Origin of the sequence: Chlorogloeopsis sp. ULAP01 (assembly GCF_030381805.1) — a bacterium.
Taxonomy (GTDB): Bacteria; Cyanobacteriota; Cyanobacteriia; order Cyanobacteriales; family Nostocaceae; genus Chlorogloeopsis.
In genome coordinates this window covers 202594-227322 of the sequence record NZ_JAUDRH010000007.1, presented here as the reverse complement: position 1 = coordinate 227322, position 24729 = coordinate 202594, and the positions used below count along the sequence as shown (strand labels likewise).

The 24729-nt window shown below is 42.8% G+C and carries 21 protein-coding genes; 10 read left to right on the top strand and 11 right to left on the bottom strand.

Annotated elements, in window-relative coordinates:
• Nucleotides 1–39 precede the first annotated feature (39 nt).
• From proC to QUB80_RS15775, 6 genes are all read right to left on the bottom strand, one after another.
• The gene (gene proC / locus QUB80_RS15800; protein WP_289790661.1) at nucleotides 40–852 is read right to left on the bottom strand and encodes a pyrroline-5-carboxylate reductase; all 813 of its coding nucleotides are present in this window, start codon (nucleotides 850–852) and stop codon (nucleotides 40–42) included.
• A gap of 79 nt (nucleotides 853–931) precedes the next feature.
• Nucleotides 932–1537, bottom strand: coding sequence for a cell division protein SepF (locus QUB80_RS15795; protein ID WP_289790466.1), 606 nt, complete (start codon nucleotides 1535–1537; stop codon nucleotides 932–934).
• A 639-nt stretch (nucleotides 1538–2176) separates the two neighbouring features.
• Nucleotides 2177–2848 carry a YggS family pyridoxal phosphate-dependent enzyme gene (locus QUB80_RS15790; RefSeq protein WP_289790465.1) on the bottom strand — a complete coding sequence of 224 codons (672 nt, stop codon included), beginning with the start codon at nucleotides 2846–2848 and terminating at the stop codon, nucleotides 2177–2179.
• Complete coding sequence (gene pipX, locus QUB80_RS15785) at nucleotides 2845–3123, bottom strand: transcriptional coactivator PipX (protein ID WP_289790464.1); 279 nt, start codon at nucleotides 3121–3123, stop codon at nucleotides 2845–2847. Before pipX ends, QUB80_RS15790 begins: the two co-directional genes overlap by 4 nt.
• Nucleotides 3124–3369: 246 nt before the next feature.
• Nucleotides 3370–3507 carry a hypothetical protein gene (locus QUB80_RS15780; protein WP_289790463.1) on the bottom strand — a complete coding sequence of 46 codons (138 nt, stop codon included), beginning with the start codon at nucleotides 3505–3507 and terminating at the stop codon, nucleotides 3370–3372.
• 244 nt (nucleotides 3508–3751) lie between these two features.
• Nucleotides 3752–5224: an anthranilate synthase component I gene (locus QUB80_RS15775; protein WP_289790462.1), complete on the bottom strand. Its 1473-nt coding sequence runs from the start codon at nucleotides 5222–5224 to the stop codon at nucleotides 3752–3754.
• 244 nt (nucleotides 5225–5468) lie between these two features.
• Here QUB80_RS15775 and rfbC point away from each other — a divergent pair, with 244 nt between their 5' ends.
• The 6 genes from rfbC to QUB80_RS15745 all read left to right on the top strand — a co-directional run bounded on the left by rfbC (nucleotide 5469) and on the right by QUB80_RS15745 (nucleotide 10560).
• The gene (rfbC, locus tag QUB80_RS15770) at nucleotides 5469–6014 is read left to right on the top strand and encodes a dTDP-4-dehydrorhamnose 3,5-epimerase (protein WP_289790461.1); all 546 of its coding nucleotides are present in this window, start codon (nucleotides 5469–5471) and stop codon (nucleotides 6012–6014) included.
• A 73-nt stretch (nucleotides 6015–6087) separates the two neighbouring features.
• Complete coding sequence (gene rfbD / locus QUB80_RS15765) at nucleotides 6088–6978, top strand: dTDP-4-dehydrorhamnose reductase (RefSeq protein ID WP_289790460.1); 891 nt, start codon at nucleotides 6088–6090, stop codon at nucleotides 6976–6978.
• A gap of 14 nt (nucleotides 6979–6992) precedes the next feature.
• Entirely contained in the window at nucleotides 6993–7472 is a 480-nt protein-coding gene (locus QUB80_RS15760) for a four helix bundle protein (RefSeq protein ID WP_289790459.1), read from the top strand.
• A 5-nt stretch (nucleotides 7473–7477) separates the two neighbouring features.
• On the top strand, nucleotides 7478–8554 hold the full coding sequence (locus QUB80_RS15755) for a glucose-1-phosphate thymidylyltransferase (protein ID WP_289790458.1): 1077 nt from the start codon (nucleotides 7478–7480) through the stop codon (nucleotides 8552–8554).
• Complete coding sequence (locus tag QUB80_RS15750) at nucleotides 8551–9393, top strand: glycosyltransferase (RefSeq protein ID WP_289790457.1); 843 nt, start codon at nucleotides 8551–8553, stop codon at nucleotides 9391–9393. Before QUB80_RS15755 ends, QUB80_RS15750 begins: the two co-directional genes overlap by 4 nt.
• Nucleotides 9394–9396: 3 nt before the next feature.
• Nucleotides 9397–10560: a glycosyltransferase family 4 protein gene (locus QUB80_RS15745; protein ID WP_289790456.1), complete on the top strand. Its 1164-nt coding sequence runs from the start codon at nucleotides 9397–9399 to the stop codon at nucleotides 10558–10560.
• Nucleotides 10561–10702: 142 nt separating this feature from the next.
• Here QUB80_RS15745 and QUB80_RS15740 read toward each other — a convergent pair whose 3' ends face one another.
• Together QUB80_RS15740 and QUB80_RS15735 are read right to left on the bottom strand one after the other, a co-directional pair.
• On the bottom strand, nucleotides 10703–12058 hold the full coding sequence (locus tag QUB80_RS15740; RefSeq protein ID WP_289790455.1) for an FAD-binding oxidoreductase: 1356 nt from the start codon (nucleotides 12056–12058) through the stop codon (nucleotides 10703–10705).
• Entirely contained in the window at nucleotides 12055–13275 is a 1221-nt protein-coding gene (locus QUB80_RS15735; protein ID WP_289790454.1) for an XdhC family protein, read from the bottom strand. Before QUB80_RS15735 ends, QUB80_RS15740 begins: the two co-directional genes overlap by 4 nt.
• A 291-nt stretch (nucleotides 13276–13566) precedes the next feature.
• Here QUB80_RS15735 and QUB80_RS15730 point away from each other — a divergent pair, with 291 nt between their 5' ends.
• The 3 genes from QUB80_RS15730 to QUB80_RS15720 all read left to right on the top strand — a co-directional run bounded on the left by QUB80_RS15730 (nucleotide 13567) and on the right by QUB80_RS15720 (nucleotide 18605).
• On the top strand, nucleotides 13567–14562 hold the full coding sequence (locus QUB80_RS15730; RefSeq protein ID WP_289790453.1) for an AraC family transcriptional regulator: 996 nt from the start codon (nucleotides 13567–13569) through the stop codon (nucleotides 14560–14562).
• 295 nt (nucleotides 14563–14857) lie between these two features.
• Nucleotides 14858–17563: a TonB-dependent siderophore receptor gene (locus QUB80_RS15725; protein ID WP_289790452.1), complete on the top strand. Its 2706-nt coding sequence runs from the start codon at nucleotides 14858–14860 to the stop codon at nucleotides 17561–17563.
• A 61-nt stretch (nucleotides 17564–17624) separates the two neighbouring features.
• Nucleotides 17625–18605, top strand: a complete 981-nt coding sequence (locus tag QUB80_RS15720; RefSeq protein ID WP_289790451.1) for an iron-siderophore ABC transporter substrate-binding protein — start codon at nucleotides 17625–17627, stop codon at nucleotides 18603–18605.
• Nucleotides 18606–18703: 98 nt separating this feature from the next.
• On the opposite strand, the gene QUB80_RS15715 is transcribed toward QUB80_RS15720, so the two are convergent.
• From QUB80_RS15715 to QUB80_RS15705, 3 genes are read right to left on the bottom strand one after another with little or no spacing between them, the layout of a single operon-like run.
• Nucleotides 18704–20833, bottom strand: coding sequence for a xanthine dehydrogenase family protein molybdopterin-binding subunit (locus tag QUB80_RS15715; protein ID WP_289790450.1), 2130 nt, complete (start codon nucleotides 20831–20833; stop codon nucleotides 18704–18706).
• A complete protein-coding gene (locus QUB80_RS15710) occupies nucleotides 20830–21825 on the bottom strand; it encodes an FAD binding domain-containing protein (RefSeq protein WP_289790449.1) in 996 nt (331 codons plus the stop codon). Before QUB80_RS15710 ends, QUB80_RS15715 begins: the two co-directional genes overlap by 4 nt.
• Nucleotides 21822–22538, bottom strand: coding sequence for a 2Fe-2S iron-sulfur cluster-binding protein (locus QUB80_RS15705; RefSeq protein ID WP_289790448.1), 717 nt, complete (start codon nucleotides 22536–22538; stop codon nucleotides 21822–21824). The genes QUB80_RS15710 and QUB80_RS15705 overlap by 4 nt, the downstream gene beginning before the upstream one ends.
• An 865-nt stretch (nucleotides 22539–23403) precedes the next feature.
• Between QUB80_RS15705 and QUB80_RS15700 the strand changes: the two genes are divergently transcribed.
• The gene (locus QUB80_RS15700) at nucleotides 23404–24369 is read left to right on the top strand and encodes an alpha/beta hydrolase (protein WP_289790447.1); all 966 of its coding nucleotides are present in this window, start codon (nucleotides 23404–23406) and stop codon (nucleotides 24367–24369) included.
• Nucleotides 24370–24729: the final 360 nt, after the last annotated feature.

Here is a 24729-nt window from a genome sequence, read left to right as displayed (position 1 = left end):
GCGTCACCGTGTCTCCTTGTCCCCGCGTCCTCGTCTCCTCTACTTCCCCAATTCGTGCGATCGCATTGTGGCAGCTTTGACTGCTTCAATTAAAGCTGAACGGAATGCTGCTTTTTCTAATTGAGCAATGCCGGCAATTGTTGTACCACCAGGGCTGGTAACGCGATCTTTAAGTTCTGCGGGATGGAGTTTGGTTTCATGTAGTAACTGGGCTGTGCCGAGTACGGTTTGTAGAGCAAGTTGATTGGCGATCGCTCTGGGCAAACCTGCTGCAACTCCACCATCAGCAAGAGCTTCTACCATTAGTGCTACATAGGCGGGGCCACTTCCCGATAATCCTGTCACTGCATCCATCAGTGTTTCGGGAACTTCTACAACTTCGCCTACTGCTGAAAACAATTGCCATGCTGTTTGTAAATGATTGGCATGGGTATAAGCACCTGGTGTAATAGCAGTCATGCCCGCCCCTACCGTTGCTGGGGTATTAGGCATGGCTCGAATCACTGGCATTTGAGGAAAAGCTGCTTCGAGATGACTTAAAGGTACACCCGCCAAAATGGAAACTACTAAGGGCTTATGTCTTTTGTCGATCACGTCTGCTAATTCTTGGGCGATCGCGCTGAATACTTGAGGCTTGACTGCCAAACAAACAACTTCCGTTGCTTGCATAAAAGCTTGGCAGTTATCAGCTGTTACCGCCACATTGTACTGCTGGGCTAAAAAGTTCGCTCGCGCGGGCTGTGGTTCGCTGACTATAACCTCTGATGCTTGATAAATTCCTCGATCAATAAGGCGGGATAAGAGCGCTTCTCCCATTACCCCGCCACCAATTAAGCCAAACTTAGTAGTCATTAGTAAATTCATCATTGGTCATTGGTCATTGATCATTAGGTTTGGACTAATGACTAATGACTAATGACTAAATTTTAATTTATTGTGCCATGCGATTAGGTTCATTTCCCCAAGCAGCATTGCCACTGCCACTTCCACTGGCTGGACGCGGAGTACGTAGTGGAGGTTGAGGCACTTCGTGTAGAACACCTGACTGGGTGCTGACTTGTACGCAACTAGGCGTGAATAAAAATATACTTTCACCGATGCGCTCTTGGTGTCCGTCGAGAGCGTAGGTACCACCTGCGACAAAATCGACTGCCCGTTGCGCTTGATCTGGATCCATGATTGTCAAATTTAAGACAACTGATTTGCGCTCTCGTAAAGCTTGAATTGCTTGAGGCATTTCTTCAAATGTACGTGGTTCTAGTACTAATACTTCTGAAATACCGTTAAGAGCGCCTGGCATACCAATAACATTGCTGATTGTTTTTGAAGAAGCTGTTGCTACATCAGGATTCATAGTAGCCATAGGTTCGCGCCAACGACGATTTGGAGTGGTAGCTTCTGGGGGTACTTGTTGCGGATTTTGTTCTTGATACAGATTTTGATAAGTTTCTGCATCAGGTTCTTCTTCATAATACTCATATTCTACTGGTTCGTTTAAACCTACGAAGTCTCTTAATTTGGAAAAGATATTGTTCATTTTGTTTACGCTCCTGGTGCAAATCACCTTTTTTGATATGGCAACAATTGATGCAACCACCTTAAGCCCATAAACAGGGCGGATAGTCAAGCAATTTTATGGTTGTCTGTAGCATATTTTACGGCTATTGCTCATGATACAGATGCCCCCTATAACGTCTGCACATAGCCTGCACGCAACAATTGAGTCCAGATTATAGCCTAACTATTTTTGTATGCAAAGTTGCTGGCACCCCTAAATTTTTTTAGTGTTTACTTTTGTCAATACTATAATCATTTGTTTACGGATCAACCAGTATGTTTTAGATTTTTTTGCTTCAATTAGTAAAGACCTTCAATTCCCGATAAACTTGCATATTTTTACGTAAATAAAATATAAAAATTTGCACTTGTCTAGGTATTTGCCCATAACGAAATAATGAAAATTCTGACTCTATTTTTCATGCTATTTAACAGTAGTTATTCGTTAAGACATAGATGGTAGATTCAAATACCCAATTAAATGACCTATGCTCAAGTCGGGCTAGAAGCCTTTTCTGGAGATAGGTTTCAACAAGAGCAATTTTTTTTAATATGAAATGACAAGCGATCGCTTGTCATTGACTAGATTTTTATGGGAGTATATTTAATGTCCATCTACTTACGTAGGGCGTTCTCCAAACAAGATCGTTCCCAAACGTACCATTGTTGCGCCTGCTTGTACTGCTAGCTGGTAGTCACCTGACATTCCCATAGAAAGTTGATCGATGTGAATGTGAGAACATTTCTGTTCGTTAATTTCTTGTGCTAATTCGTGGGTGCGGTTAAATACATCTAAAATCTCCACATCCTTCAACCCTAATGGCGGAATCGTCATTAACCCTTGGATCTGTAAATTTTTGTATTGATTTAGCGTTAGTAAGTCAGCAAAAAGTTCAGGTACGCTCCAACCCGATTTGTTGGGATCGGGAAGAATTTTTACTTGCAAGCACACATGAGGAGACACACCTAGCTGTTGTGCTAGTTCGTTTAAGCGCCCCGCCAACTTCAAGTTGTCCACTGAGTGAAGCCAGCTAAAATTTTCTAAGGCTTTTTTGGCTTTGTTGCTTTGTAAATGCCCGATAAAGTGCCAAGTAACATCAGACAAGTCTTGTAACTCAGCTTGTTTGGCGATCGCTTCTTGAATGCGATTTTCACCAAAATCTCGAATTCCTCCTGCATAGGCAGCACGAATTGCATCAGTTGGTACTTGCTTAGTAACTGCAATTAATCGAACTGATGGTGGTAAGTGTGCTTTAACATTAGCAATACGTTCGCTAATCGAACTACTCATTGGAAGGTGCGTTGAAAAATACTCTGAAGCTGATCGTACTCGTGGCTTTGTCCGGTGCGGCGTAAATTCCGTAAGCGGTTTTCCAACAACATCCTTGCCTCAGTACGTCCTATGGGCTGAAACTTTAACCCTTTAGCATCATTTGCTACCAAAAAAAATAGGCGTTGAGCATACAGTGTAGTGAATAATTCCTGTCGATCATCCACCATACAGATTCTATAGAGTAAACCCCAAGTTGGATGATTTATGTAAGTTTCTGAGCTTTCTGGATTCATTTAATACTTGAAGGTAATAATAGATATATGTTTTCGCAGTTGAATGCCAAAATTGGTGAGGCTAATAAATTTGATTGAGCTAGAATATTTGCTCAAAATGCATAAAAGCCAACTTCTGCCAAAATAGCATTGGTGAAAATGTTGATGCAGTTGGCAATTAGGTTTTGAAGATGGCAGTAGCTCAGGCATAATTGCCGACACAGCTAAATTTAAACTGTGATGATGGGGCAAGTAACAACGGGAAAACTAGGGAGGTAGAGATACGGAAGTAGAATTTGTCAACTCTTGCTCTGCTTCACTCTCATCTTTTCTTTGTCTTCCCTCTACCAATGCTGCCATAATTGCCGCCGTTTTGTTGCACAAATTGACAAACAACTTACCCATTCAGATTTTTCCATCACTCCTGTTGTCTATACTTATTCATACTCAATAGTTAACAGCTAACAGTCAACAGTCAAGAGTTAGTTTGTAAAAGGCAGCTATGCTGACGGCACAGAGAACTCAGAGTGCACAGTTCCCAGGGCGCGGGAAACCCGCGCCGTAGGGACTGATTCACCGTCGCACGGCAATCTGAAGTTCGGTGGGCAGAAGGGAAACGATTTATTATATTTACCGCGTTTAATTCTGTTTATCTACTTAAAACCTTTGCTAGAGCCTTGAGTTGTGCTTGGGCTTTGTGCAGAGATTCATGCCATTCTCTGGTGGGATCGCTGTCTGCGACAATTCCCGCTCCCACTTGCCCCCATACAGTGTTGAAAGTAGAAGTAGGAGCAAGTAGCAAAGTCCGGATCAAGATATTCAAGTCTAAGTTACCTTGCCAATCTAAATAACCACAGGAACCGTAGAACAAGCTACGGCGCACTGGTTCTAATTCTTCAATAATTTCCATGCACCGGACTTTTGGGCAACCTGTAATTGTGCCGCCAGGAAACATCGCGCGAATTAAATCAACAGCATTGAGGTCACTTTTTAAAGTACCTTTGATGTTACTGACAAGATGCATAACGTGGCTATATCGCTCAATTGTCAGCAATTCATCAACGCTTACACTTCCCCATTCACATACCCTTCCTAGATCATTACGCTCTAAGTCTACGAGCATGATGTGTTCGGCACGTTCTTTGGTATTGCTAAGTAATTCTGCTGCGAGTAGTTGATCTTCTTCTGGTGTTATCCCGCGCGATCGCGTCCCAGCGATCGGCCTTGTAGAGACGCTAAATCTTTTATCTCTATATTTTTCCGATTGTACCAATCTCTCAGGTGAACAGCTAATTATATCTCCCCAAGGCGTCTTGAAATAACAAGCAAAAGGAGAAGGATTAATCTGCTGTAGCGCGCGATAAATTTCCCATCCGGAAGCATTTGTTTGTGCTTCAAACCTGAGCGAAAGATTAGCCTGAAAGATATCGCCAGCTTGAATGTATTTTTTCGCACAGTTAACTGCTGCTTTGTATTCCGCTTGAGAAGTTTGGAAACTTGAAAAAGATGGGAAGAAATTATTAATCACATCCCCCTGTTTCCTGTCCCCTATTCCCTGTCCCCTATCCCCTATCCCTTTCTCCAACCTCATCTCCAACTCATCCAGCCCAGCTTCATCACTGGCAGCTAGCCATAAAACTTGATCCCAGTGATCTAAAACGGCAAAATGCTCCGGCTCATACCAAAAAGCGACTGGAAATGGCAAGAAATCAGATTTGGTGTAAGGTAGCTGTTCTATTTCCCAAGCAACGTCATAGCCTAGCCAACCCAGCCAACCACCAGTGAAGGGAAGAGGAGAGGAGGGGGGGAGTGGGGGAGTGGGAGAGGGGGGGAAAAATAATCTTCCTGTTCCCTGTCCCCTTTTTTCCAGCAATTGATTTAAGAAGGGTAAAATTTCACCTAGTGGTGGTGTCCACATTTGGAGGTGTCCTTTCACACATCTGGGATTACCTGCACATATTGAATATCTCCCTATATGGGGATTATCTGTGGGTGTAAGGTAAGGACTTTCTAGTAAAGTTGCTATTTTAGATGTATCAATATTACAAAATAGAGAGGCGAAAATATCAGAACCAGTACGATGTTTAAGTGGTAGCGATCGCCAATACCAAGCCATTGTCATGATTATTATGGTGTAATATTTGTAAATTTGTTTCTGATTTCGCAAGAGTAAATACTTAAAAATTTAGATTGCTTATTTAGATTGCTTATTTTATGTGGTTTTCCGGAAATACAGTATTCTTTGGAACTAGACACATACGGTAATTTTCAAAAAATAAATAGAAATCTTATATTTAGCCTATATTTAGTTTATTAATGACCAGCAATATATTGATATACAAACCAGTTAGGCATTTACCAGTGGTATGAATGTTATCTCTACAAAAATTCCCGACGTACTCATTATTGAATCTAAAATCTTTCAAGATGAGCGGGGTTTTTTCTTTGAAAGTTATAATCGTCAAAAGTTTAGTGATGTAACTGGTCATATAGTTAACTTTGTTCAAGACAATCATTCCCGCTCTCAACAAAATGTTTTGCGAGGATTACACTACCAAATTGAACAAGCACAAGGCAAATTAGTTAGAGTCATTATTGGTAGTATATTTGACGTAGCGGTAGATATTAGGAAAAGCTCTCCTACCTTTGGTCAATGGGTGGGTTGCGAACTTAACGCCCAGAACAAACGCCAACTTTGGGTACCACCAGGCTTTGCCCACGGCTTTGTTGTCCTTTCAGAAGTTGCCGAAGTCCTTTACAAAACCACAGACTACTACGCTCCCCACTATGAAAGGTGCATTCTTTGGGATGATCCCCACTTAGCCATAGACTGGCATCTTAGCGCAGAACCAATCTTATCTGCAAAAGATAAAGCAGGTAAGTCTTTCAAAGAAGCTGAGGTATTTACTTAGATTTTGTATAGTATATAGTTATTTTTTGCAATTATTCTTAAGTTCGCCACTGCTAAATTTTAAAGTTAACAGTATGAGTAAATTGATCCTGCTTATCGGCAGCAACGGTCAAGTAGGTAAAGAACTACAACAAACTCTCGAACCATATGGAAATATATTAGCGATCGCACGACCTGCGATAGACTTCAGTCAGCCCGATACACTGCGTCAGGTAATTAGAGAAAAACAACCCCAAATTATCATCAATGCTGCCGCTTATACAGCTGTTGATCAAGCCGAAAGCGAACCTGCACTAGCTCAAGTTATTAATGCGACAGCATCGGGGATTCTTGCAGAAGAAGCCCAAAAACAAGGGGCTTTCCTTATTCATATATCTACCGATTATGTTTTTGATGGCAATAATTGCCGTCCTTATCAAGAAACTGATGCAACTAATCCTTTAAGTGTGTACGGAAAAACCAAACTGGCGGGAGAACAAGCTATTGTCCAGGCTAATAGTCATTATCTCATCCTGCGCACAGCTTGGGTTTACGGGTCTTTTGGCAAAAGCAATTTTGTCAAAACCATGTTGCGGTTAGGAGCACAAAGGGAAGAAATTCGCGTTGTTGCCGATCAAATTGGCAGCCCCACTTGGGCAAGAGATATTGCAGAAACTATAACCCAGTTAATTCCCAAGTTGAATTCAGAAATTGTCGGCGTCTATCACTATACAAATAGTGGTGTTGCTAGTTGGTACGACTTTGCTGTTGCCATTTTTGAAGAAGCTCAACAACTTGGTTTTCCCTTGAAAGTTCAGCGTATTATTCCGATCACAACTTTGGAATATCCCACTCCGGCTTGTCGCCCTGCCTATTCCGTTCTTGCTTGTACTAAAATAGCTGCAATTTTAGGAACTCATGCGCCACATTGGCGACAAAGACTTAGAAAGATGCTAAAAGATTGGGGACTGGGGACTAGTGACTAGGGACTAGGAATTCTATGGAAGGGAGAGGTTTTGAATCTTTAGATTTCTACCAAGACAGTTTAAAGTTGCTCAAAGCAGCTTACCGACTTGCGGATAGTTTGCCGGACTATGAAAGATATAATCTCAGCAACCAATTACGAAGATCTGCCTGTAGTCTTGTATTAAACATAGCTGAAGGCTATGGACACTACCACTATCTAGATAGGTTGCGTTTTATGTACATTGCTCGTGGTTCTCTAGCTGAAACAACCAGTGCTTTCGCCATAGCTGAAAGTGTCGGATATTGTACAGCAGAACAATTAACTTGGGTAAGCCAGTTAAAAACACAAATTGAAAAGGCTCTCAACGGTTATTGTCGTTTTATTCGTTCTCAAAAACAAGGTAGTGATGAATACGGACAAGAATATATTAGAGAGTTACACGTTGGAGAATTTTTAGTACCTAGTCCTTACGAGCAAAATCCCAGTACCCAGTCCCAAGTACTTAATCACTAATACCTATGAAAGCACTTATTCTTTCTGGCGGTAAAGGCACTCGTCTTCGCCCCCTTACCTATACCGGGGCAAAACAACTTGTACCTGTTGCCAACAAGCCTATTTTGTGGTATGGCATTGAAGAGATGGTAAGCGCAGGAATTACTGATATTGGTATCATTATTAGTCCGGAAACAGGTGCAGAAGTACAAGCCAAAACTGGAAATGGCGATCGCTTCGGAGCAAAAATCACTTATATTTTGCAAGATCAACCAGCCGGGCTTGCCCACGCTGTCAAAGTCGCTCTTCCTTTTTTAGGAGATTCGCCTTTTGTGATGTACTTGGGTGATAACTTGATTCAACAAGGCGATCTCAGTTATTTTCTCAAACAATTTACTACTCAACAACAGGATGCCTTGATTCTCTTACGTGAAGTTAGTAATCCTAGTGCTTTTGGTGTTGCTAAAGTAGATGAAACAGGGCGAGTTTTACAGCTAATTGAAAAACCTAAAATTCCCCCCTCTAACTTGGCGTTGGTAGGGGTTTATTTCTTTTCGCATATCATTCATGATGCGATCGCCTGTATCCAACCTTCTGCCAGAGGCGAACTAGAAATTACTGATGCTATTCAATGCCTGATAGACAACCAAAAACAAGTCGCAGCCTGCCAACTAGATGGATGGTGGTTAGATACCGGGAAAAAAGATGATCTGTTAGAGGCAAATCGTTTGATTCTTGATACCTACTTAACTACAGAAATTTTTGGGGAAATCGATAGCCAAAGTCAAGCGATCGGGCGCGTTCAAATTGGTGCTGGATCTAAAGTAATTAATAGCACAGTTCGTGGCCCAGCAGTAATCGGTAAAAATTGTTATTTAGAAAACTGCTTTATCGGCCCATATACTAGCATTGCTGATAATAGTAAACTTATCGATACCGACATTGAGCATAGTGTGGTTTTAGAAGGTGCTAAAATTGTCGGAATTCATCAACGCATTATTGATAGCGTAATTGGACAAAGGGCGCAATTAACAATTGCACCTCGTCGTCCTAAAGCCTTGCGGTTTATGATTGGTGATGATTGTCAAATCGAGCTAACGTGATTTATTTGTTAACAGTCAATTACTATTCCACAAATCTAGTTGCTAAATTAGTCAGTTCTTTATCAACCAACACAAATATAGAATACAAAATCGTTATCATCAATAATTCTCCTGATGATGATTCTATCTATCATCTAAAATCTGACTCAGCACTTGTTTTCAACGCAACTGATAATTTAGGTTTTGGTAGTGCTTGCAATCTTGGTTTAAAATTTATTTTTGCTCAAGAACCACGGGCAATTGTTTGGATAGTAAATCCAGATGCTTATTTATTAAAAAATGCGTTAGACAAAGTTTATCCATTTTTCGATTCTCATCCCGAAATTTCCATTCTCGGCACTATTATTTATACCCTTACGAATGAAGTTTGGTTTGCGGGTGGTAAATTTATTTCTCAAACAGGAACCATATTAACTCAAGATTTAATCACAAATATAAATGCAGAGTATATACCCTGTGATTGGGTTTCCGGTTGTAGCATGATAATTAATCTGCAAAAATTTTGTGAGTGTCCTTTATTTGATCCTGCCTATTTTCTTTACTATGAAGATTTTGATTTTTGTCAACGATATGTCCAGCAAGGACATTTAATCGCAGTTACTAAGCAATTTGGTGTATTGCATGAACCCTCTTCAATTACTAATAGGTATGTTTTTAGAAAAATTAGACATAGCACTTATAGTTATTTATTAACTTTGGAAAGGTATACAAATAAGTTGATTTTTAATATTAGATTAATTAGGCTCGTGTTTTATGCTCTTGTTTTAATATTTTTCAAACCTCAAATTGGACTAGGTAAAATTCATGGTTTATTAAATTATTGGCAATCTAAGTTTTAATAAATGAGTGAATTATTAATTAATTTATCAATTATTTTTTCCCAGCCTACAGGCATAAGTAACTATGCCAAAAATCTTTTTCCCTATTTTAAATCTCTTCATCCCACTCTCTTATCTGCTCAAGATTATCCTGGCTTTAACTGCTACTCAATTCCAGATAATCTTACTCCTGCCCAAGGAACTAAAGGACATTTTGACAGAATTTTGTGGACGCAGTTTCAACTACCAAAAATCTATCAAAAGCTCAAATCTAAGCTAATATTTTCTCCAGTGCCAGAAGCTCCCCTCTCTTCCAACTGCCGTTTTGTCGTCATGGTTCACGACTTAATCGCCTTGCGCTTTCCTAAACGCTTCTCACCACTGACTAATTACCAACGCTACTATATTCCTGAAGTTCTCCGACAAGCACAACATATTATCTGTAATTCCCAAGCTACTGCCAAAGACATTACTGACTTTTACAAAATTCCTGCCCAGAAAATCACACCGATTTTGCTAGCTTATGATGCTAGCCATTTTCGCCCGTTTGGAGAAGAGGGACAAGGAGAAGGATTTTTTCTACAGATCCACTCTCCCACTCCCACTCTCCCACTCTCCCACTCTCCCACTATTCCCCTCTCTACCTCATCGCAGCGCCCCTATTTTCTCTACATTGGTAGACACGATCCTTACAAGAACCTACACAGACTGATTTCTGCCTTTGCCGCATTACCGAGTCATCGCGATCGCGAGTTATGGCTTGCGGGGCCAACAGATCAACGCTATACTCCCTTATTGCAAGTGCAAGTTGAAGAATTAGGCATCACCGAGCAAGTAAAATTTTTGAATTACGTTCCTGATGACGAATTACCCAAAATCATTAGCGGCGCGATCGCTCTTGTTTTCCCCAGTCTTTGGGAAGGCTTCGGTTTACCTGTATTAGAAGCAATGGCTTGCGGTACTCCCGTTATTACCTCAAATCTTTCTTCTCTACCAGAAGTTGCTGGCGATGCTGGAATTCTTATCAATCCCTACAAGCTAGAGGAAATTACAGAGGCGATGAATACATTGGCAACTGATGCACAATTACGTGATCGCCTTTCTGCCGCAGCCATCAGCAGGGCAAGTAATTTTAGTTGGGAGAAGACTGGAATGGCGACGGTTGAAGTTTTAAAACAGTATCTTTAAAAGGGATTGGAGAATAGTGACTGGGGATTGGGAAGAGATTTTTTCCAATCATCAAAAAATCAGCCAAAGGAGACAAGCCGATAATAATGTAATTTTTTACATTAGCTGATAAAATCTACCTGTGATTGCAGCATATTGATTGCTACTTTAATTCCAACGCTTTGCTTTTACCCGGATTCATCAATCCATGAGGATCAACCATCTCCTTAAACTTTAACTGCTCCGGATCTATAACTTTTCTTCCACCATCTTCAATAATGTAAGTGTGGGGATTGGCAATAAACACGCCTTTTTCTTCATGATCGCGGATAATCTCATTCAGGCGTTCTTCACAAGTGTAGCGCACAAGTTGCAAAGCCGCAGGTATAGCTGTACCATTTACCCGGATAAATTCCAAATGCATCATCACTTCATTCCCATAATGATGATACATATGTTCTACTAATTTCAAGCTTTGATCTGCGGGAAAAATACTTTGTAAGTAAGTAATCGAAGTATCAACCGTGCGAGCATGCAAAGTGGTATGGTTCCAGGTAAATTCTAATAAGTTCGCAACTTTCCCTGCTTCCTGTGCTTGTTTTTGATACGTAATTTTGCCACCATATTGCTCCACTAAACCAGGCAAGAACTCTAAACTCTGTTCTGCAATTAACAATAAAGCTGCATGAGTGTCATTGGGAATGTACTGCCGCAGAGGGGTAAAGTATTGAGGAATTGGGGATGCAAAGATACTAATTTCTTTTTTGATCATGCCATCGGCATCAGCTAAAGCTTGCCCAAATTTTGCTGCTGCCATAAATTCTGGGAAGGTGAGAATAACCTCTACCCAAGGATAAGCTGGCGCAAGCGGTATTTCTACTTCAGTGATAATACCGTTGATACCCCAGGCATGGTTTACCTTTTGCACATCATCGCCACGCAACTCAATTACACGTGGTTCATCTTCTAAAGTCACGACTCTTAGGGCGATCAAATTACCGCGATCGCCTAACAACCCATATTGGATCGAGCCAATTCCTCCACTACCCCCAGCCACAAATCCAGCAATTGTTGCTGTACGGTAGGTAGAGGGAGCCATCCGCGTTTCCCAGCCACTTTCCCGTGCTTTTTTATCCAGGGCTGCTAATTTCACCCCAGCTTCAACTCGCGCTACTCCCGGCTTTACCCAACAGATTTCATGCATCCGCGTCATATCGATAATTACGCCACCACGCAACGGTACACACTGCCCATAATTTCCCGTTCCTGCACCTCGAATAGTTACCGGAATTCGATACTTCACGCAAGCTGCTGCTACTTTTAATACTTCTTGTTCGTTAGCAGGACGTACGACTACATCCCCGACTTTTCCTTCTAATTTAGGAACTAGAACCGGACTAAAGGTATGGTAATCTTGAGATAATTTTGCTACTTGAGTAGAATCAGTTATAATTTCAATTCCTTGTAGAGAATTAATCAAAGCTTCTATATCAAATGATTTTACAGGTGTTGTTGTCATAGTTGCGATAGTTGTTGGTTATTGGTGATTAGGGCATTGCTGAAAGTATAATGATTTGTGCCGCGCTTTGCGTAGATTTCAGTTTGCTTGACTTCATGACGTTGATGAATAGGTTCACTGCGGTTTCTCAAAAAGCCACCACAACGATTTGTCAACACTGCTTGTATCTCAGCAATAATAGATAAAGCTATCGCTTCTGGTGTATCTGCTCCAATATCTATGCCCATAGGAGCATACAATCTTTGTAGTTGCTCTATGCTGTAATTTATTCCTTGAATACGTAAATCTTGAAGTAATTTTTCAGTACGATGCTTTGGCCCCAAAACACCCAAATATTCTATATTTGATGGCAGAAGAATTTTCAAAATTTCTAAATCGTCGAGATAATTATGAGTCATCACTACGGCGATTGTGTGTTCATCTACACATATTTGTTTCTGTAAAATTTCTCGGTGGGTAAGAAACACCTCATCAGCCATTAAAAAACGCTCTCTTGTTGCCTCACTAGCTCGACAATCAATAATGATTACTTGCCAACCCAAAGCCTTAGCAAACTGTGCTACAGGTACAGCGTCATGCCCTGCACCAAAAATTATTAGGCGTGTGGGTGGCTGAATAACTTCGAGTAAGACATCAACACTACCTGATAAAAGTTGGTATTTGATGACGCTCGAACGTTGACTTTGCAGAGCAACTTGAGCATCTTTGATTAAAGCAACTTTTAAAAAAGATTCTTCAATATTAGTAGTTACACTATGATCTGGATTTAAAATTAAGCGTGTTCCAACCTTAATATTTACCTCACCCTCTACCCCAAAAACGGTTGCAATCATGCCTTGTTGCTGATTACAGAAACATTGATTAATAAAACTCAAGGGGTTAAGTGGATCATCTTGCTCTAGGCGTTCAATCAAGACTTGCACCACTCCATTACAGCCAAGCCCAAATCCCCAAACAATATCCTCATCAGCATTATTGTCGTATGTAACAACTATTGGTTGCCTATCTGCCATAGAAGAGCGAGTGTGCTGAAATACATCATTTTCTAGGCAACCACCGCTAATCGTTCCTACGATTTGACTTTGTGTTATCAGCATCCGCGCCCCTGGTTGGCGATAGCTAGAACCTTTCACATTTACAACCGTGGCAAGGAATACTGGTTCAGTATTTTGTTGACTTTCTGCAAATGCTTGCAAAATTGCCTGTAGCTCTTTCATTATCAGTTACTCTCAACTCATCGTTTGTGCGATCGCCTTTAACTAAGAGGAATTATCTACCAATTTTCGCTTAAATCCCACTTATAAAAGCTTAAGCATCGAGTCCAACAAAATATTTAGCACAATAGTGTCAAGCGATCGCCCACAGTTGTGCAATATCAGAGAGTGGGAGCGAAGTTTACCTAGATGCGAGGAAAGTCGGTGAACAATACTCTGGTTGTAAAAAAGCTAGAGCGATCGCGGTAAAATTATTGAGATTTATTAGCATTAAATATTTACCAATCGCTAACTATGACAATTACCCTAACTTTGAAAGAAGAGTGGGAACTGTGGGCAGAAGCTAACCACAACACCCTACAAAAACCGAAACCAGAGCCATTTGAAATTCTATGTGAAATACCCAAGCGACTCGGCAAAGGCTATACACGGAAGATGGAATTGTATCCTGGGCTTTGGCTTTTGATTTTAGACTATGAATATCACGATGATGTGCTGATTAAAATCCCTGAATGGGATCATCCTGTGCAATTTTGCGTTCTCCTTAGTGGAAGATGTATAGACGAATACGGAGGGCAATCAGGGGAAGGATATACGTGTATCTCTGGCAGCGGTGTTCAACGCAAAATGCTTCTTAAGCTTCCGAAATCTCGATGTGTAGGTATTGATATTCATATGCTCCCTAATTTGTTGGGAACTTTTTTCCCCGATGAAGAAGGAGAAATTCCCTCTCGCTTGCGCCTACTGACAAAGGGTAACGATTGGCAGACATTACTTTACCCAGAAACTACAATTGCTATTCAGGGAATAGCACAACAAATTATCAATTGTCCTTACCAAGGTTTGACGAAGCGGATGTATTTGCAGGCGAAAGTCTTGGAACTGATGTCGTTGCAATTAGCTCCCATTGTGGCGGCTCAGGTTGGAATGCAACCATCCCCGCGACTGAAACCAAAAACTATTACCCAGATTCAGCACGCTAGGGAAATTCTACGCTCTCGCTTGGAGAACCCGCCGTCATTATTAGAGTTGGCGCAGATGGTGGAAGTGAGCGATCGCACTCTCCGACGTGGATTTCGGGAACTGTTTGGCACGACAGTATTTCAATTCTTGATTAATGAACGCATGAAACTAGCCGAGCAACTACTACGCGAGGGTAACCGGAGTGTCGCTGAAGTCGCTAATTTTGTTGGCTATTCTCATCTAGGGCAATTTGCAGCTCTATTCAAGCGCAAGTTTGGGATTACGCCCAGCAAATGTTTATTGGGTAAAAAGTCCATATTGGGATAGTGATGCCATATTTAGATAGACTTTATTGCTAACTCTTCTCTATACTCAGCTTCAATAAATTAAAAATCATTTGCAAGAATCCAGATTTATCCAAAATTCTGGATTGATCTCACCTTAGCCCTCAGCTTAAACAAGAGGATTTTTGTCCCCTTGAGCAAGTGGTGGGGAATAAGAGGTTGTTTGTAAAGGTATTCCCCCTAACCCCCCTTAAAAAAGGGGGGGAAAATCAAAGTCCCCCTTATGAAGGGGGATTTAGGGGGATCGATTTTCGCAAGCTGGTGTTTCAGGAGTTGTGATGAAGCGTTGGTGTTTGTCTGATAGTGTGCGACTGTGGTGTTTAGTAAGTATATTAGGATGCTTGAGTGCTGTTGCCATTCAACCTGTATGGGCAGGAATTAAACCAATTGGTGAGAAGCACGAAGTTCAAAGTCAGGAAAACTTCCAGCCTCTGCTGGCTCGAAAAATTCGACAATTGAGTGAAATTGAACGTCCCAGCACTAGCGCCCAAATGCTAGTGCAGTCGCCAGCACCCCAAACAGCACCCTCATCAGAAGTTGTGCAGGTTACGGGAGTTAAAGCTAATCCCACCGATAAAGGTGTAGAGGTGATTTTACAGACGACTGTTGGAGAACAGTTGCAAATTACAAATCGCAGTACTGGCAATAGCTTTATTGCTGATATTCCCAACGCTCAACTTAGTTTACCTAGTGGTGAGGCGTTTACATTCCGTTCTGACAAGCCAGTTGCGGGAATTACTGAGATAACGGTAATTAACTTTGATGCCAATACTATCCGGGTCACAGTGACAGGTGAAGCAGGTGTGCCAACTGTTGAGTTATTTGACAGCCCAGACGAGGGCTTGATTTTTGGGATTACAACTGCTACAACTTCTGCACAACAGCCGCAGCAACAAAACCCTACCCCGCCTGCGGCACCCCTCCCCTTGCCAAGGGGAGGGGAAGGATCACCACAACCAGAGACACCTTCAGCAGAAGGTGATGAGCCGATTGAGTTGGTCGTAACAGGAGAGCAAGATGGTTATCGTGTAAGAGATTCGTCAACTGCAACCAAAACGGACACTCCCCTTCGCGATATTCCTCAATCGATTCAGGTGGTGCCACAACAGGTGCTACGCGATCAACAAGTCAACCGTCTAGAAGATGCCCTGAGAAACGTTAGTGGTATAACTCCAGCAACTGGGATCTATGGATTACTCAATACTTTCAACATTCGTGGCTTTTCTACTGCTGAAGGTAACATTCTCAGAGATGGACTGCGAGATTCAAACTCTGGAGGAATAATCGAACTCCCCAATATCGAAAGAGTCGAAGTACTGAGAGGCCCAGCTTCCGTACTATATGGTTACGGCAATCCGGGCGGAACCATTAATTTGGTGACGAAACAACCTCTACGTGAGCCGTTTTACTTCATAGATGCCACGATTGGGAATTATGACTTTTACCGGGGCGCGATCGATTTGTCTGGGCCATTAAACAACTCCAAAAATGTGTTGTATCGCCTGAATGCAGCCTATACAAGCTCAGGTAGTTTTATTGACTTTTTTGATAGCGACTACCTGGGGATTTCGCCCATCCTGAATTTTGCGATTGGTAAGAGAACCAACTTGACTTTGGAGGGGGAATACGTTGACACGAATAATGAATGGTATGCCGGGGTGCCTGCCATTGGCACAGTCCTGCCTAACTCAAATGGCGAAATACCACGCACTCGCAACTATGGTGAGCCTTCTGACTACATTGACCAATCTGTTAGCAGGATTGGATATAGACTGGAACACCAATTCAGCGACAACTGGTCGTTACGCAATGCCTTTCGAGTGACGTTTATTCGTTACACTGATAACATTACTATTCCCATAAGTTTGCGGTCTGACAATCGAACCCTAAATCGTTTGTATCGAGAGTATGATACTGGGAACTTCGACGACTATGTTCTCACAACTGACCTGGTTGGCAAGTTTTCCACTGGCTCAATAGAGCACCAGTTGCTAGTTGGAGTCGATTTGGGTAGGTATAGCACCAGAATTGCAATAAATTCTGCGGCTGCTGCACCGCTTGATTTGTTTGACCCTGTGTATAATCGGCCATTGCTCAATCCTCTCACTCGCTCTTCTGATTTAAATAACATAAGAGATTCACTTGGAATTTATGTTCAAGATCAGGTGACGCTGGCAGAAAATCTAAAGTTATTGTTGGGCTTACGATTCGATGCCTTTGAACAACGGAATGAGAATTTACTCAGGGATACTAAAATTAATCAATCCGGTGATGCATTTAGTCCCCGTCTGGGAATTGTTTATCAACCCCTACCACCAATTTCGCTTTACGCCAGCTATGCCAGATCATTTACTCCAACCATCGGAAATGCCTTTGATGGTAGTGTCTTCCAACCAGAGCGGGGTACTCAATATGAAGTTGGGGTTAAGGCGGATTTGAACGACCAACTTTCTGCAACGCTTGCATTCTACAATCTAACCCGCTCTAACGTTTTGACGACCGATCCACTTAATCCAGGCTTTTCTATACAAAGGGGTGAACAGCGTAGCCGAGGAATTGAACTGAATGTAGGAGGGGAAATCTTGCCAGGATGGAATATTTTTGCGGGCTATGCATACACTGATGCACAAATTACTAAAGATGAAGACGATAGACTTGCTGATAATCTTTTGAATAATGTACCAGAACACGCCTTTAATCTGTGGACAACCTATCAAATTCAGAAAGGTGATTTGCAAGGCTTGGGGTTTGGTTTGGGCTTCTTCTTTGTGGGAGAAAGGCAGGGAGATTTAGCCAATACCTTTGAGGTGCCGAGCTATCTTCGCACTGATGTCGCGATTTTTTACACGCGAGAACAATTCCGTGTGGCGCTGAATTTCAAGAATCTATTCGACGTGGAGTATTTTGAAAATGCTTTTAATAATGTACGTCTTTTTTCCGGGCAGCCATTCACGTTACAGGGAACGCTTTCGTGGCAGTTTTGACGCACTTCAGTAAAGCCACGCTGAGAAAGGCAATTGAAGTAGTAGCGTCAGAGCATCCGCTATGAAGTCACGCAATCTTGTATTGTTTTTATTTTGTTTATTTCTAGTCGGAATTTTGGCAGTCATGTTAATCGGTGCTTGCAGCAATTACACTGCCCGTCAGCCTATATCTCAACTAACTAATCCATCAACATCCTTATGCCGAGCGGTGCAGCACACAAGGGGAGAAACTTGTATTCCCCTCAATCCTCAACGAATAATGACATTGGATACGTTTATTCTTGGTGATGTCCTCACCTTATTGGATGTCAAACCAATTGGGACAGCAGGAACTGAGGAAAACTATAATGCTTCTTATCTAAAAGGTAAAACAGAGGGGATTGAGCTTATTCGCAGCATTGATGGGCAGCCTAGTTTAGAAAAAATTTTATTGCTTCATCCCGACTTAATTATTGGTCTTTCTACATCGAGAAATCAAGCAATTTATCAGCAATTGTCACAAATTGCTCCTACAGTACTAGTGCCTTGGCAAGAGATTTCATACGATTGGAAGCAACGTTTCCAAGATTTTGCAGCCATTTTTGGTAAAACAGAGACAGCCAAGCAGGTTCTGGATGACTATAACCGCAGAGTTAAGGGGTTAAAGCAGGCATTGAGCGATCGCCAACAGCAAATTCGAGCTTTATTAAGCTTTGCCTATCCTAATGGATTTCACATTGCTCTGAAAAACTCTTTTCCTGGAAGCATTCTGGATGATGTTGGCTTGCTATCCCCTTCATACCAAATACGTGATGAAATGTATCTCTCGATTTCTGAAGAAACCTTATCAGAAATCGATGGTGATATTCTGTTTATTGCATCACCTCACAGAAATATGTATAAGCTAGAACAACTTCAGCGAAAACCCTTATGGTTTAAGCTCAAAGCAGTTCAGCAACATCAGGTGTACTTGGTTGATCATTCAGTGTGGCGTGGGTATAACATCCTTGCGGCTCATGCAGTGATTGATGACCTATTTCAGTATCTAGTCAACACACCCTAAATATACCCAAACATATACTATTTACCCACAAATCCTGCATCGTTAAGCGATCGCCTACACTTGGGCAATATCGAAAAGTGGAAGCGATCGCTTTGTTGTTACAACAACTTCTCTGGTGTAATCGGTAAATCGCGGATGCGTTTACCTGTGGCATGGTAAACTGCGTTGGCGATCGCTGCTGAGACACCTGTAATTCCAATCTCACCTACACCACGCGCACCAACTGGGTTAAAGTTGAGATCGGGTTCGCCGACAAAGGCTACCTCAATGCGAGGAATGTCGGCATGGGCTGGAAAGTGATAGGTGGCGAGGTCATAAACTACAGGATAGCCAATATTAGGATCGAAATGGCATTCTTCCATTAAGGCTTGCCCAATACCCATAATTACCCCACCCCGCACCTGAGAAGCTGCTGTTTTGGCATTGATCACTCGCCCGATATCCATCACCGATACCCAGCGCGTCACCCGCAGACGCCCGATTTCTTCATCGACGCTGACTTCACAAAAATGTGCGCCCCAGGATTGAAACGCCCATTTCTTCGCTTCAGCACCGGGAGCGGAGGATGCTGTGGCTTCAAAAGCTGCCCGCCCAGACTGACGCAGATTTGCAAATGCCTCCTGAGCAGTCTTGGTTTTCGCAGTTTTCAGGACTTCCTGGCAGGCTGACATCACTGCCGGGGCAAGGGATGCTGTCATCATGGAACCACCTGCCATGCCACCATCCGGTAGCAACGAATCACCCATCTCTACCCGTACTTGTTCAATTGGCAGCCCCAATGCTTCTGCGGCAGTGGCAGCTACAACTGTGTATGCGCCAGTACCCATGTCGTTCCCGGAAGTGAGGATGTGGGCAGTACCATTTGGTAACAACCGCACTTTAACGGATGCTTTCCCCCGCAAGCCAGGAAAAGTTGCCGCCGCCATTCCCCAACCAACCAGTTTGCCATCACGTGTCAGCGATCGCGGTTGTTTGGCTCTGTCTTTCCAGCCAAATTCCTTGGCACCCACCCGCAAACACTCAGCAAAGTGCTTGGCTGAAAATGGCAACCCTTTACGTTGGTGTTGCTTGGCTTCGTTTTTCAAACGCAGTTCCACTGGATCTATCTTTAGCGCCCATGCCAGTTCATCCATTGCCGATTCCAGCGCCCACATCCCAGGATTCTCTCCTGGTGCGCGCATGAAGGTGGGCGTGCCAACGTTCATCACTGCCAATTCCTGATTGAGTCGCAGATTTGGCGCAGCATACATAACTGGTGTAATGCTTGTACAAGGTTCTGTGAACACATCTACAGGTGAAGTGTAAGATTTAACTTCGTGAGCGATCGCCTGAAGGTTGCCATCTGCGGTTGCTGCCAAACGGAGAGTTTGCTCAGTTTCAGAACGATGTCCTGTATTTGCTGTCATTTGCCGTCGGCTGACAACGACTCTGAGCGGACGTTGGAGTTGACGGGCTGCTGCTGCACAAAGAATGCCATGCGGCCAAGGAAAGGCTTTGGAACCGAAGGCTCCACCCAGGAATGGTGTAACAATGCGCACTCGCTCTGCCGGAAGCCCAAAAAGTTCTGCATAGGTGCGTTGAGTTCCTAACACCCACTGAGACGGCTCGTAAACAGTAAGTGAGTTAGCATCTTGCCAATGGGCAATGGTGGCATGAGGTTCCATTGGCGCGTGCAGTTCGGTGGAAGTCTTGTAAGTGGCTTCAACCTTGGCTGCTGCACTTGCTATCTCTGCGGCAGCATTCCCGGTTGCAAAACTGCCCTTCTCAAATTTCATTTCCTCCCCAAACATACCCGGAGCCTCTTTGAAAGAAGCCCCTTTCCCATCCACGAGTGGCTTTTGGGTGGTATACTCCACTTTTACCAAATGTGCAGCATCCCGCGCTCGTTCAAAGGTATCTGCCACTACCAAACCAATAATTTGCCCTGCGTAGTGAACTTTATCATCCGCCAACGGCAATCGCGCTTCGTAGATTTTTGAATTCATGAAGTCGTTGCTGGGCTTAAATATCTTGGGCGCATTTTTGTGCGTAAAAACAGCAATTACTCCCGGTGCCTTTTCTGCGGCGCGGGTATCGATACTTTTAATTTGTCCGTTGGCGATCGTGGCTGTGACAAGATAACCGTGAACCAAATCTGGAATTTTATGTTCAGCAGCATAAATTGCTGTACCAATAACCTTGGCTCGTCCATCCTTGCGGTTGACGCCAGTGCCAATTACCTTGTTCATACTACCCCTCCTCCCTTAGCTGAAACTGTCAGTGCGCGGCGAATTGCCCGCTTTGTCAATTCAACTTTGAAACCGTTGTGTGTTAGCGGTTTGGCTCCCCGTAGCGCTATTTCTGCCGCTTGTTGAAATGTTTCTGTTTTGGCTGGCTTGCCAATCAAAAACTTCTCTGCTTCTATCGCTCGCCAGGGTTTGTGAGCTACACCGCCCATTGCCAAGCGCACATCTTTGATCCGCTCTCCTTCCAAGTCAACGGCAGCTGCTATAGAAATCAAAGCAAAGGCATAGGAAGCGCGATCGCGTAACTTCAGGTAAACTCCTGATTTGGCAAACTGTATTGGTGGCAAAACTACGGCAGTAATTAACTCACCTGGCTCCAGGTTTGTGTCTCGCTGCGGCGTGTTTCCTGGTAAGCGATGAAAGTCTGTGAATGGTATCTGCCGTTTACCTTTTGTTCCTTCCACCTCCACCACAGCATCCAAAGCCGCCAGTGCAACACACATATCCGACGGGTGAACCGCCAAACACTGCTCACTGGCTCCCAGGATGGCGTGCATCCGGTTGATGCCCGTTAGTGCCGGGCAACCACTGCCGGGCTGACGTTTGTTACAAGGAAAAGCGGTATCGTAGTAGTAGGGACAGCGAGTGCGTTGGAGGAGGTTGCCGCCCACAGTGGCCATGTTGCGAATTTGTTGTGATGCTCCAGATAAAATCGCACGAGACAGCATCGGGTAGTCGCGACGAACATCGGCATAGTCGGCTACTGCCGTGTTTGTCACCAATGCTCCCAGCCGCAAACCACCATTTGCTGTGCGTTCAATGCGCTGCATTTGCAGTCGAGAGATGTCAATCAGTTGTGATGGCTCGTCCAGAAATACTTTGAGGCGATCAACCAAATTCGTACCACCTGCAATAAAGATTGCATTTTGATCGGCAGTTGCCCTTTGAGCCGCATCTTTCACTGAGGTGGCACGGGTATAGGTAAAGTTATTCATGCGGTTATCTCCGTAGGTTCACTGAGCATCACCTCTGCAACCGGAGAGGGTGGTTTTTGTCCGGCTGCTTGTTGTACTGCTGCCACAATACCGTTATAAGCGCTGCACCGACAGAGATTGCCACTTAGTCGCTCCTTGATTTCAGCCTCAGAAAGTTCAGCTAACTGGGGAGGGCGAGTTAGATCCGGCGTGACAGCACTGGCACAGCCCCGTTTGATTTCATCGATAAGAGCAACAGAGGCACAAATTTGTCCTGGTGTGCAATAACCACACTGAAAGGCATCGTTCTCAATAAATGCAGCCTGTACTGAGTGAAGAGTATCGCCCTGTGCCAATCCTTCAATAGTGACAATCTCTTTACCTTCTTGCATGACTGCTAACGTCAAGCAAGAATAAACTCGCTGCCCATTGATCAGAACCGTGCAAGCCCCACATTGCCCATGATCGCAGCCCTTTTTGCTACCTACCAGTGCCAGGCGATCGCGCAGAGCATCCAGGAGTGTCACGCGCGGCTCAATCGTTAGGTTTTTCTGTTCTCCGTTAACCTTAAGTGTAATATTCATCTCACCTTCAGAACCTAGAGCAGTGTCCTTTGCTACAGTTGCTTGATTCAGCAATGAAGGAGCGGCTATGGCAGTTCCGGCTGTAGTTAACGCCTTGCCCAAAAAATTACGTCGAGAGGTTTTCCCCGCCCCTTCTTGAGGGTGTTGCATGATTTTGTACCTTTAGCACTAAATAAATGCACTCTAATTTTGAAATCTCGGATCGGCTTGCAAAAAATGTATCAGATAAACAAGCTCCAGAAGTAGTATTTACCCTTATCAACTCAAAAAATATGTCTTAAGTCTGATGAGATTGGGTATCGGGGTGGGAAGAAGCGGACACACCAAACACGGGAACAAGGAGACACACCAGACACGGAGAGTCGTGAATTACGTTCTTGCCCCTTGTCTTCTTCTTTGTTCCTAATCCCCAAATATAAATCTCGCAATTTTATTTATCTATATACAAATTCAATAAGTATCTTAACTAAAGTAATTGCACATCCTCTATGCTGTTCCCCATTTCCTACGTTTCTTTGTGAGATTCCATACACTTAAACTGTCAATAGTTGTATTCCTTTGGTTGTATTCATATCTTATAATTGCAGCTTTAAGTGTAGGTTAAGCAGGACAAATATACTAAACAACAGTCTTATAGTATAACCTTAAAGTATTATTTTTTGCTAATGCTATCAAAAATCTAAATAGGTTATATAATATATACCAGATAATCTGGATGCATAAAGACTTTTGAGCATAAGCCCCTGAAACCTCATAGCTCTGCCGACTAGTTATTAATGGTCTCAGAACACTGTTTACTGATACCAAGATTTTTGATTTGCTTAATCATTAGAACCTATAGTAAAAGTAAAGGCGTAAAAGCTTAAATAAAGCTAATAAAGGCTTTAGTTACTGTGGTCAAATAGCTTTACTTGGCATCAGAAAATAGATTTTTCAATCAGAATAAATTCAGTTGTAAATCTCTAACTGAGTGTTGAGACCTTAGTAATAACAATACACTTGGGGAGAATTAATAATGACACATATTGAAGGAACTTTTGAAGGAGCAGGAGGTCTATACCTTTACTATCAAGGTTGGCTACCAGAGGGGCAGGTAAAGGCAATCATTGCAATAGTCCATGGGTTAGGAGCGCATAGCGGATTATTCGATACTGCCGTGCAGTACTTAATCCCACACGGCTATGCCATATATGCCTTTGACCTGCGGGGGCATGGACGTTCCCCTGGACAGAGGGGACATATCAATGCTTGGACAGAGTTTAGAGAAGATTTGCATACCTTTTTAACGCGAATACAAGAACGAGCAATCAATTGTGCTTGCTTTGTGTGGGGGCATAGCTTGGGAGCAGTGATCGCCTTAGACTACGCCTTGCACTTTCCGGAAAGTTTGCAGGGATTGATATTGACGGCACCAGCATTAGGTAAAGTCAGGGTACCAGCTTTTAAAGTTGCTCTAGGACTGATGCTCTCACAAATTTGGCCGCGCTTTAGCCTCAAAGTTGGCATTAAGCGTGGTTCGAGTTCGCGAGATCCTAAGGTGCTAACTGCCTATGCCCAAGATCCATTACGGCATGAGTACGGAAGCGCTCGACTGGCTACGGAATTTTTCGCAGCTAAAAATTGGGTGGAAAGCCATGCGTCTGATTTAAAAGTTCCTTTGTTAATTCTGCATGGCTGTGAGGACTTAATCACACCAACTGAGGGTAGTTTAGCTTTGTTTGAACAAGTGAGCTTTCCAGACAAAGAATGTCATGTTTATCCGGGAGACTATCATGATCTCCATTTAGACCTCAACTATCAAGATGTGTTGGTGGACTTAGGGAATTGGCTCGAACGACATTTGAATGGAGGAACAAACCATCAGCCAGCAGCTTGTCAAATAAAAGTTGCCTCTTTGCAACCAGAAAATATGAATATACAACTTTATTTTTGCGAAAAAGATACAAAAGTTGATCTTGATCCCCGCCATGATCTAAATTAATATTATGTACTTTGTACAGACTTGTAAAACATTTAGGTGTGATATAACCGAAGTCTCAAAAAATTCTAGTCCTGTCATCGGATAGATACCATATTTAAAGAAAAGGCTGGGCGAGAATCAGAACTTAGGTATCAAAGGGCAGCATCCAGATTAAATACCTAATATTTGTGTGTGAATTTGACAAAACATCGTTGGATAATTTTATCTAGCTAAAATTGAGAGCCTTTGAAATCCGATAACTGAGGTAAATTTCTACCTTTCAATGTATGAATTTACTTTAGCAAATACATTACTCTTGGAATAACGGCTGATTTTTGGCTGTTAATTATTTTTCTTGAATTATTAACAACCAAAATGGAA

Excerpts from the sequence above, each read along its gene's own strand:
- QUB80_RS15715 (WP_289790450.1), bottom strand. The coding sequence starts at position 20,833 with ATGAACAAGGTAATTGGCACTGGCGTCAACCGCAAGGATGGACGAGCC.
- QUB80_RS15775 (WP_289790462.1), bottom strand. The coding sequence starts at position 5,224 with ATGACAATGGCTTGGTATTGGCGATCGCTACCACTTAAACATCGTACT.
- QUB80_RS15700 (WP_289790447.1), top strand. The coding sequence starts at position 23,404 with ATGACACATATTGAAGGAACTTTTGAAGGAGCAGGAGGTCTATACCTT.
- QUB80_RS15710 (WP_289790449.1), bottom strand. The coding sequence starts at position 21,825 with ATGAATAACTTTACCTATACCCGTGCCACCTCAGTGAAAGATGCGGCT.
- QUB80_RS15705 (WP_289790448.1), bottom strand. The coding sequence starts at position 22,538 with ATGCAACACCCTCAAGAAGGGGCGGGGAAAACCTCTCGACGTAATTTT.
- pipX (WP_289790464.1), bottom strand. The coding sequence starts at position 3,123 with ATGAATCCAGAAAGCTCAGAAACTTACATAAATCATCCAACTTGGGGT.
- QUB80_RS15795 (WP_289790466.1), bottom strand. The coding sequence starts at position 1,537 with ATGAACAATATCTTTTCCAAATTAAGAGACTTCGTAGGTTTAAACGAA.
- QUB80_RS15745 (WP_289790456.1), top strand. The coding sequence starts at position 9,397 with ATGAGTGAATTATTAATTAATTTATCAATTATTTTTTCCCAGCCTACA.
- rfbD (WP_289790460.1), top strand. The coding sequence starts at position 6,088 with ATGAGTAAATTGATCCTGCTTATCGGCAGCAACGGTCAAGTAGGTAAA.
- QUB80_RS15780 (WP_289790463.1), bottom strand. The coding sequence starts at position 3,507 with ATGGGTAAGTTGTTTGTCAATTTGTGCAACAAAACGGCGGCAATTATG.
- proC (WP_289790661.1), bottom strand. The coding sequence starts at position 852 with ATGACTACTAAGTTTGGCTTAATTGGTGGCGGGGTAATGGGAGAAGCG.
- QUB80_RS15760 (WP_289790459.1), top strand. The coding sequence starts at position 6,993 with ATGGAAGGGAGAGGTTTTGAATCTTTAGATTTCTACCAAGACAGTTTA.
- QUB80_RS15740 (WP_289790455.1), bottom strand. The coding sequence starts at position 12,058 with ATGACAACAACACCTGTAAAATCATTTGATATAGAAGCTTTGATTAAT.
- QUB80_RS15720 (WP_289790451.1), top strand. The coding sequence starts at position 17,625 with ATGAAGTCACGCAATCTTGTATTGTTTTTATTTTGTTTATTTCTAGTC.
- QUB80_RS15735 (WP_289790454.1), bottom strand. The coding sequence starts at position 13,275 with ATGAAAGAGCTACAGGCAATTTTGCAAGCATTTGCAGAAAGTCAACAA.
- QUB80_RS15725 (WP_289790452.1), top strand. The coding sequence starts at position 14,858 with ATGAAGCGTTGGTGTTTGTCTGATAGTGTGCGACTGTGGTGTTTAGTA.
- QUB80_RS15730 (WP_289790453.1), top strand. The coding sequence starts at position 13,567 with ATGACAATTACCCTAACTTTGAAAGAAGAGTGGGAACTGTGGGCAGAA.
- rfbC (WP_289790461.1), top strand. The coding sequence starts at position 5,469 with ATGAATGTTATCTCTACAAAAATTCCCGACGTACTCATTATTGAATCT.
- QUB80_RS15790 (WP_289790465.1), bottom strand. The coding sequence starts at position 2,848 with ATGAGTAGTTCGATTAGCGAACGTATTGCTAATGTTAAAGCACACTTA.
- QUB80_RS15755 (WP_289790458.1), top strand. The coding sequence starts at position 7,478 with ATGAAAGCACTTATTCTTTCTGGCGGTAAAGGCACTCGTCTTCGCCCC.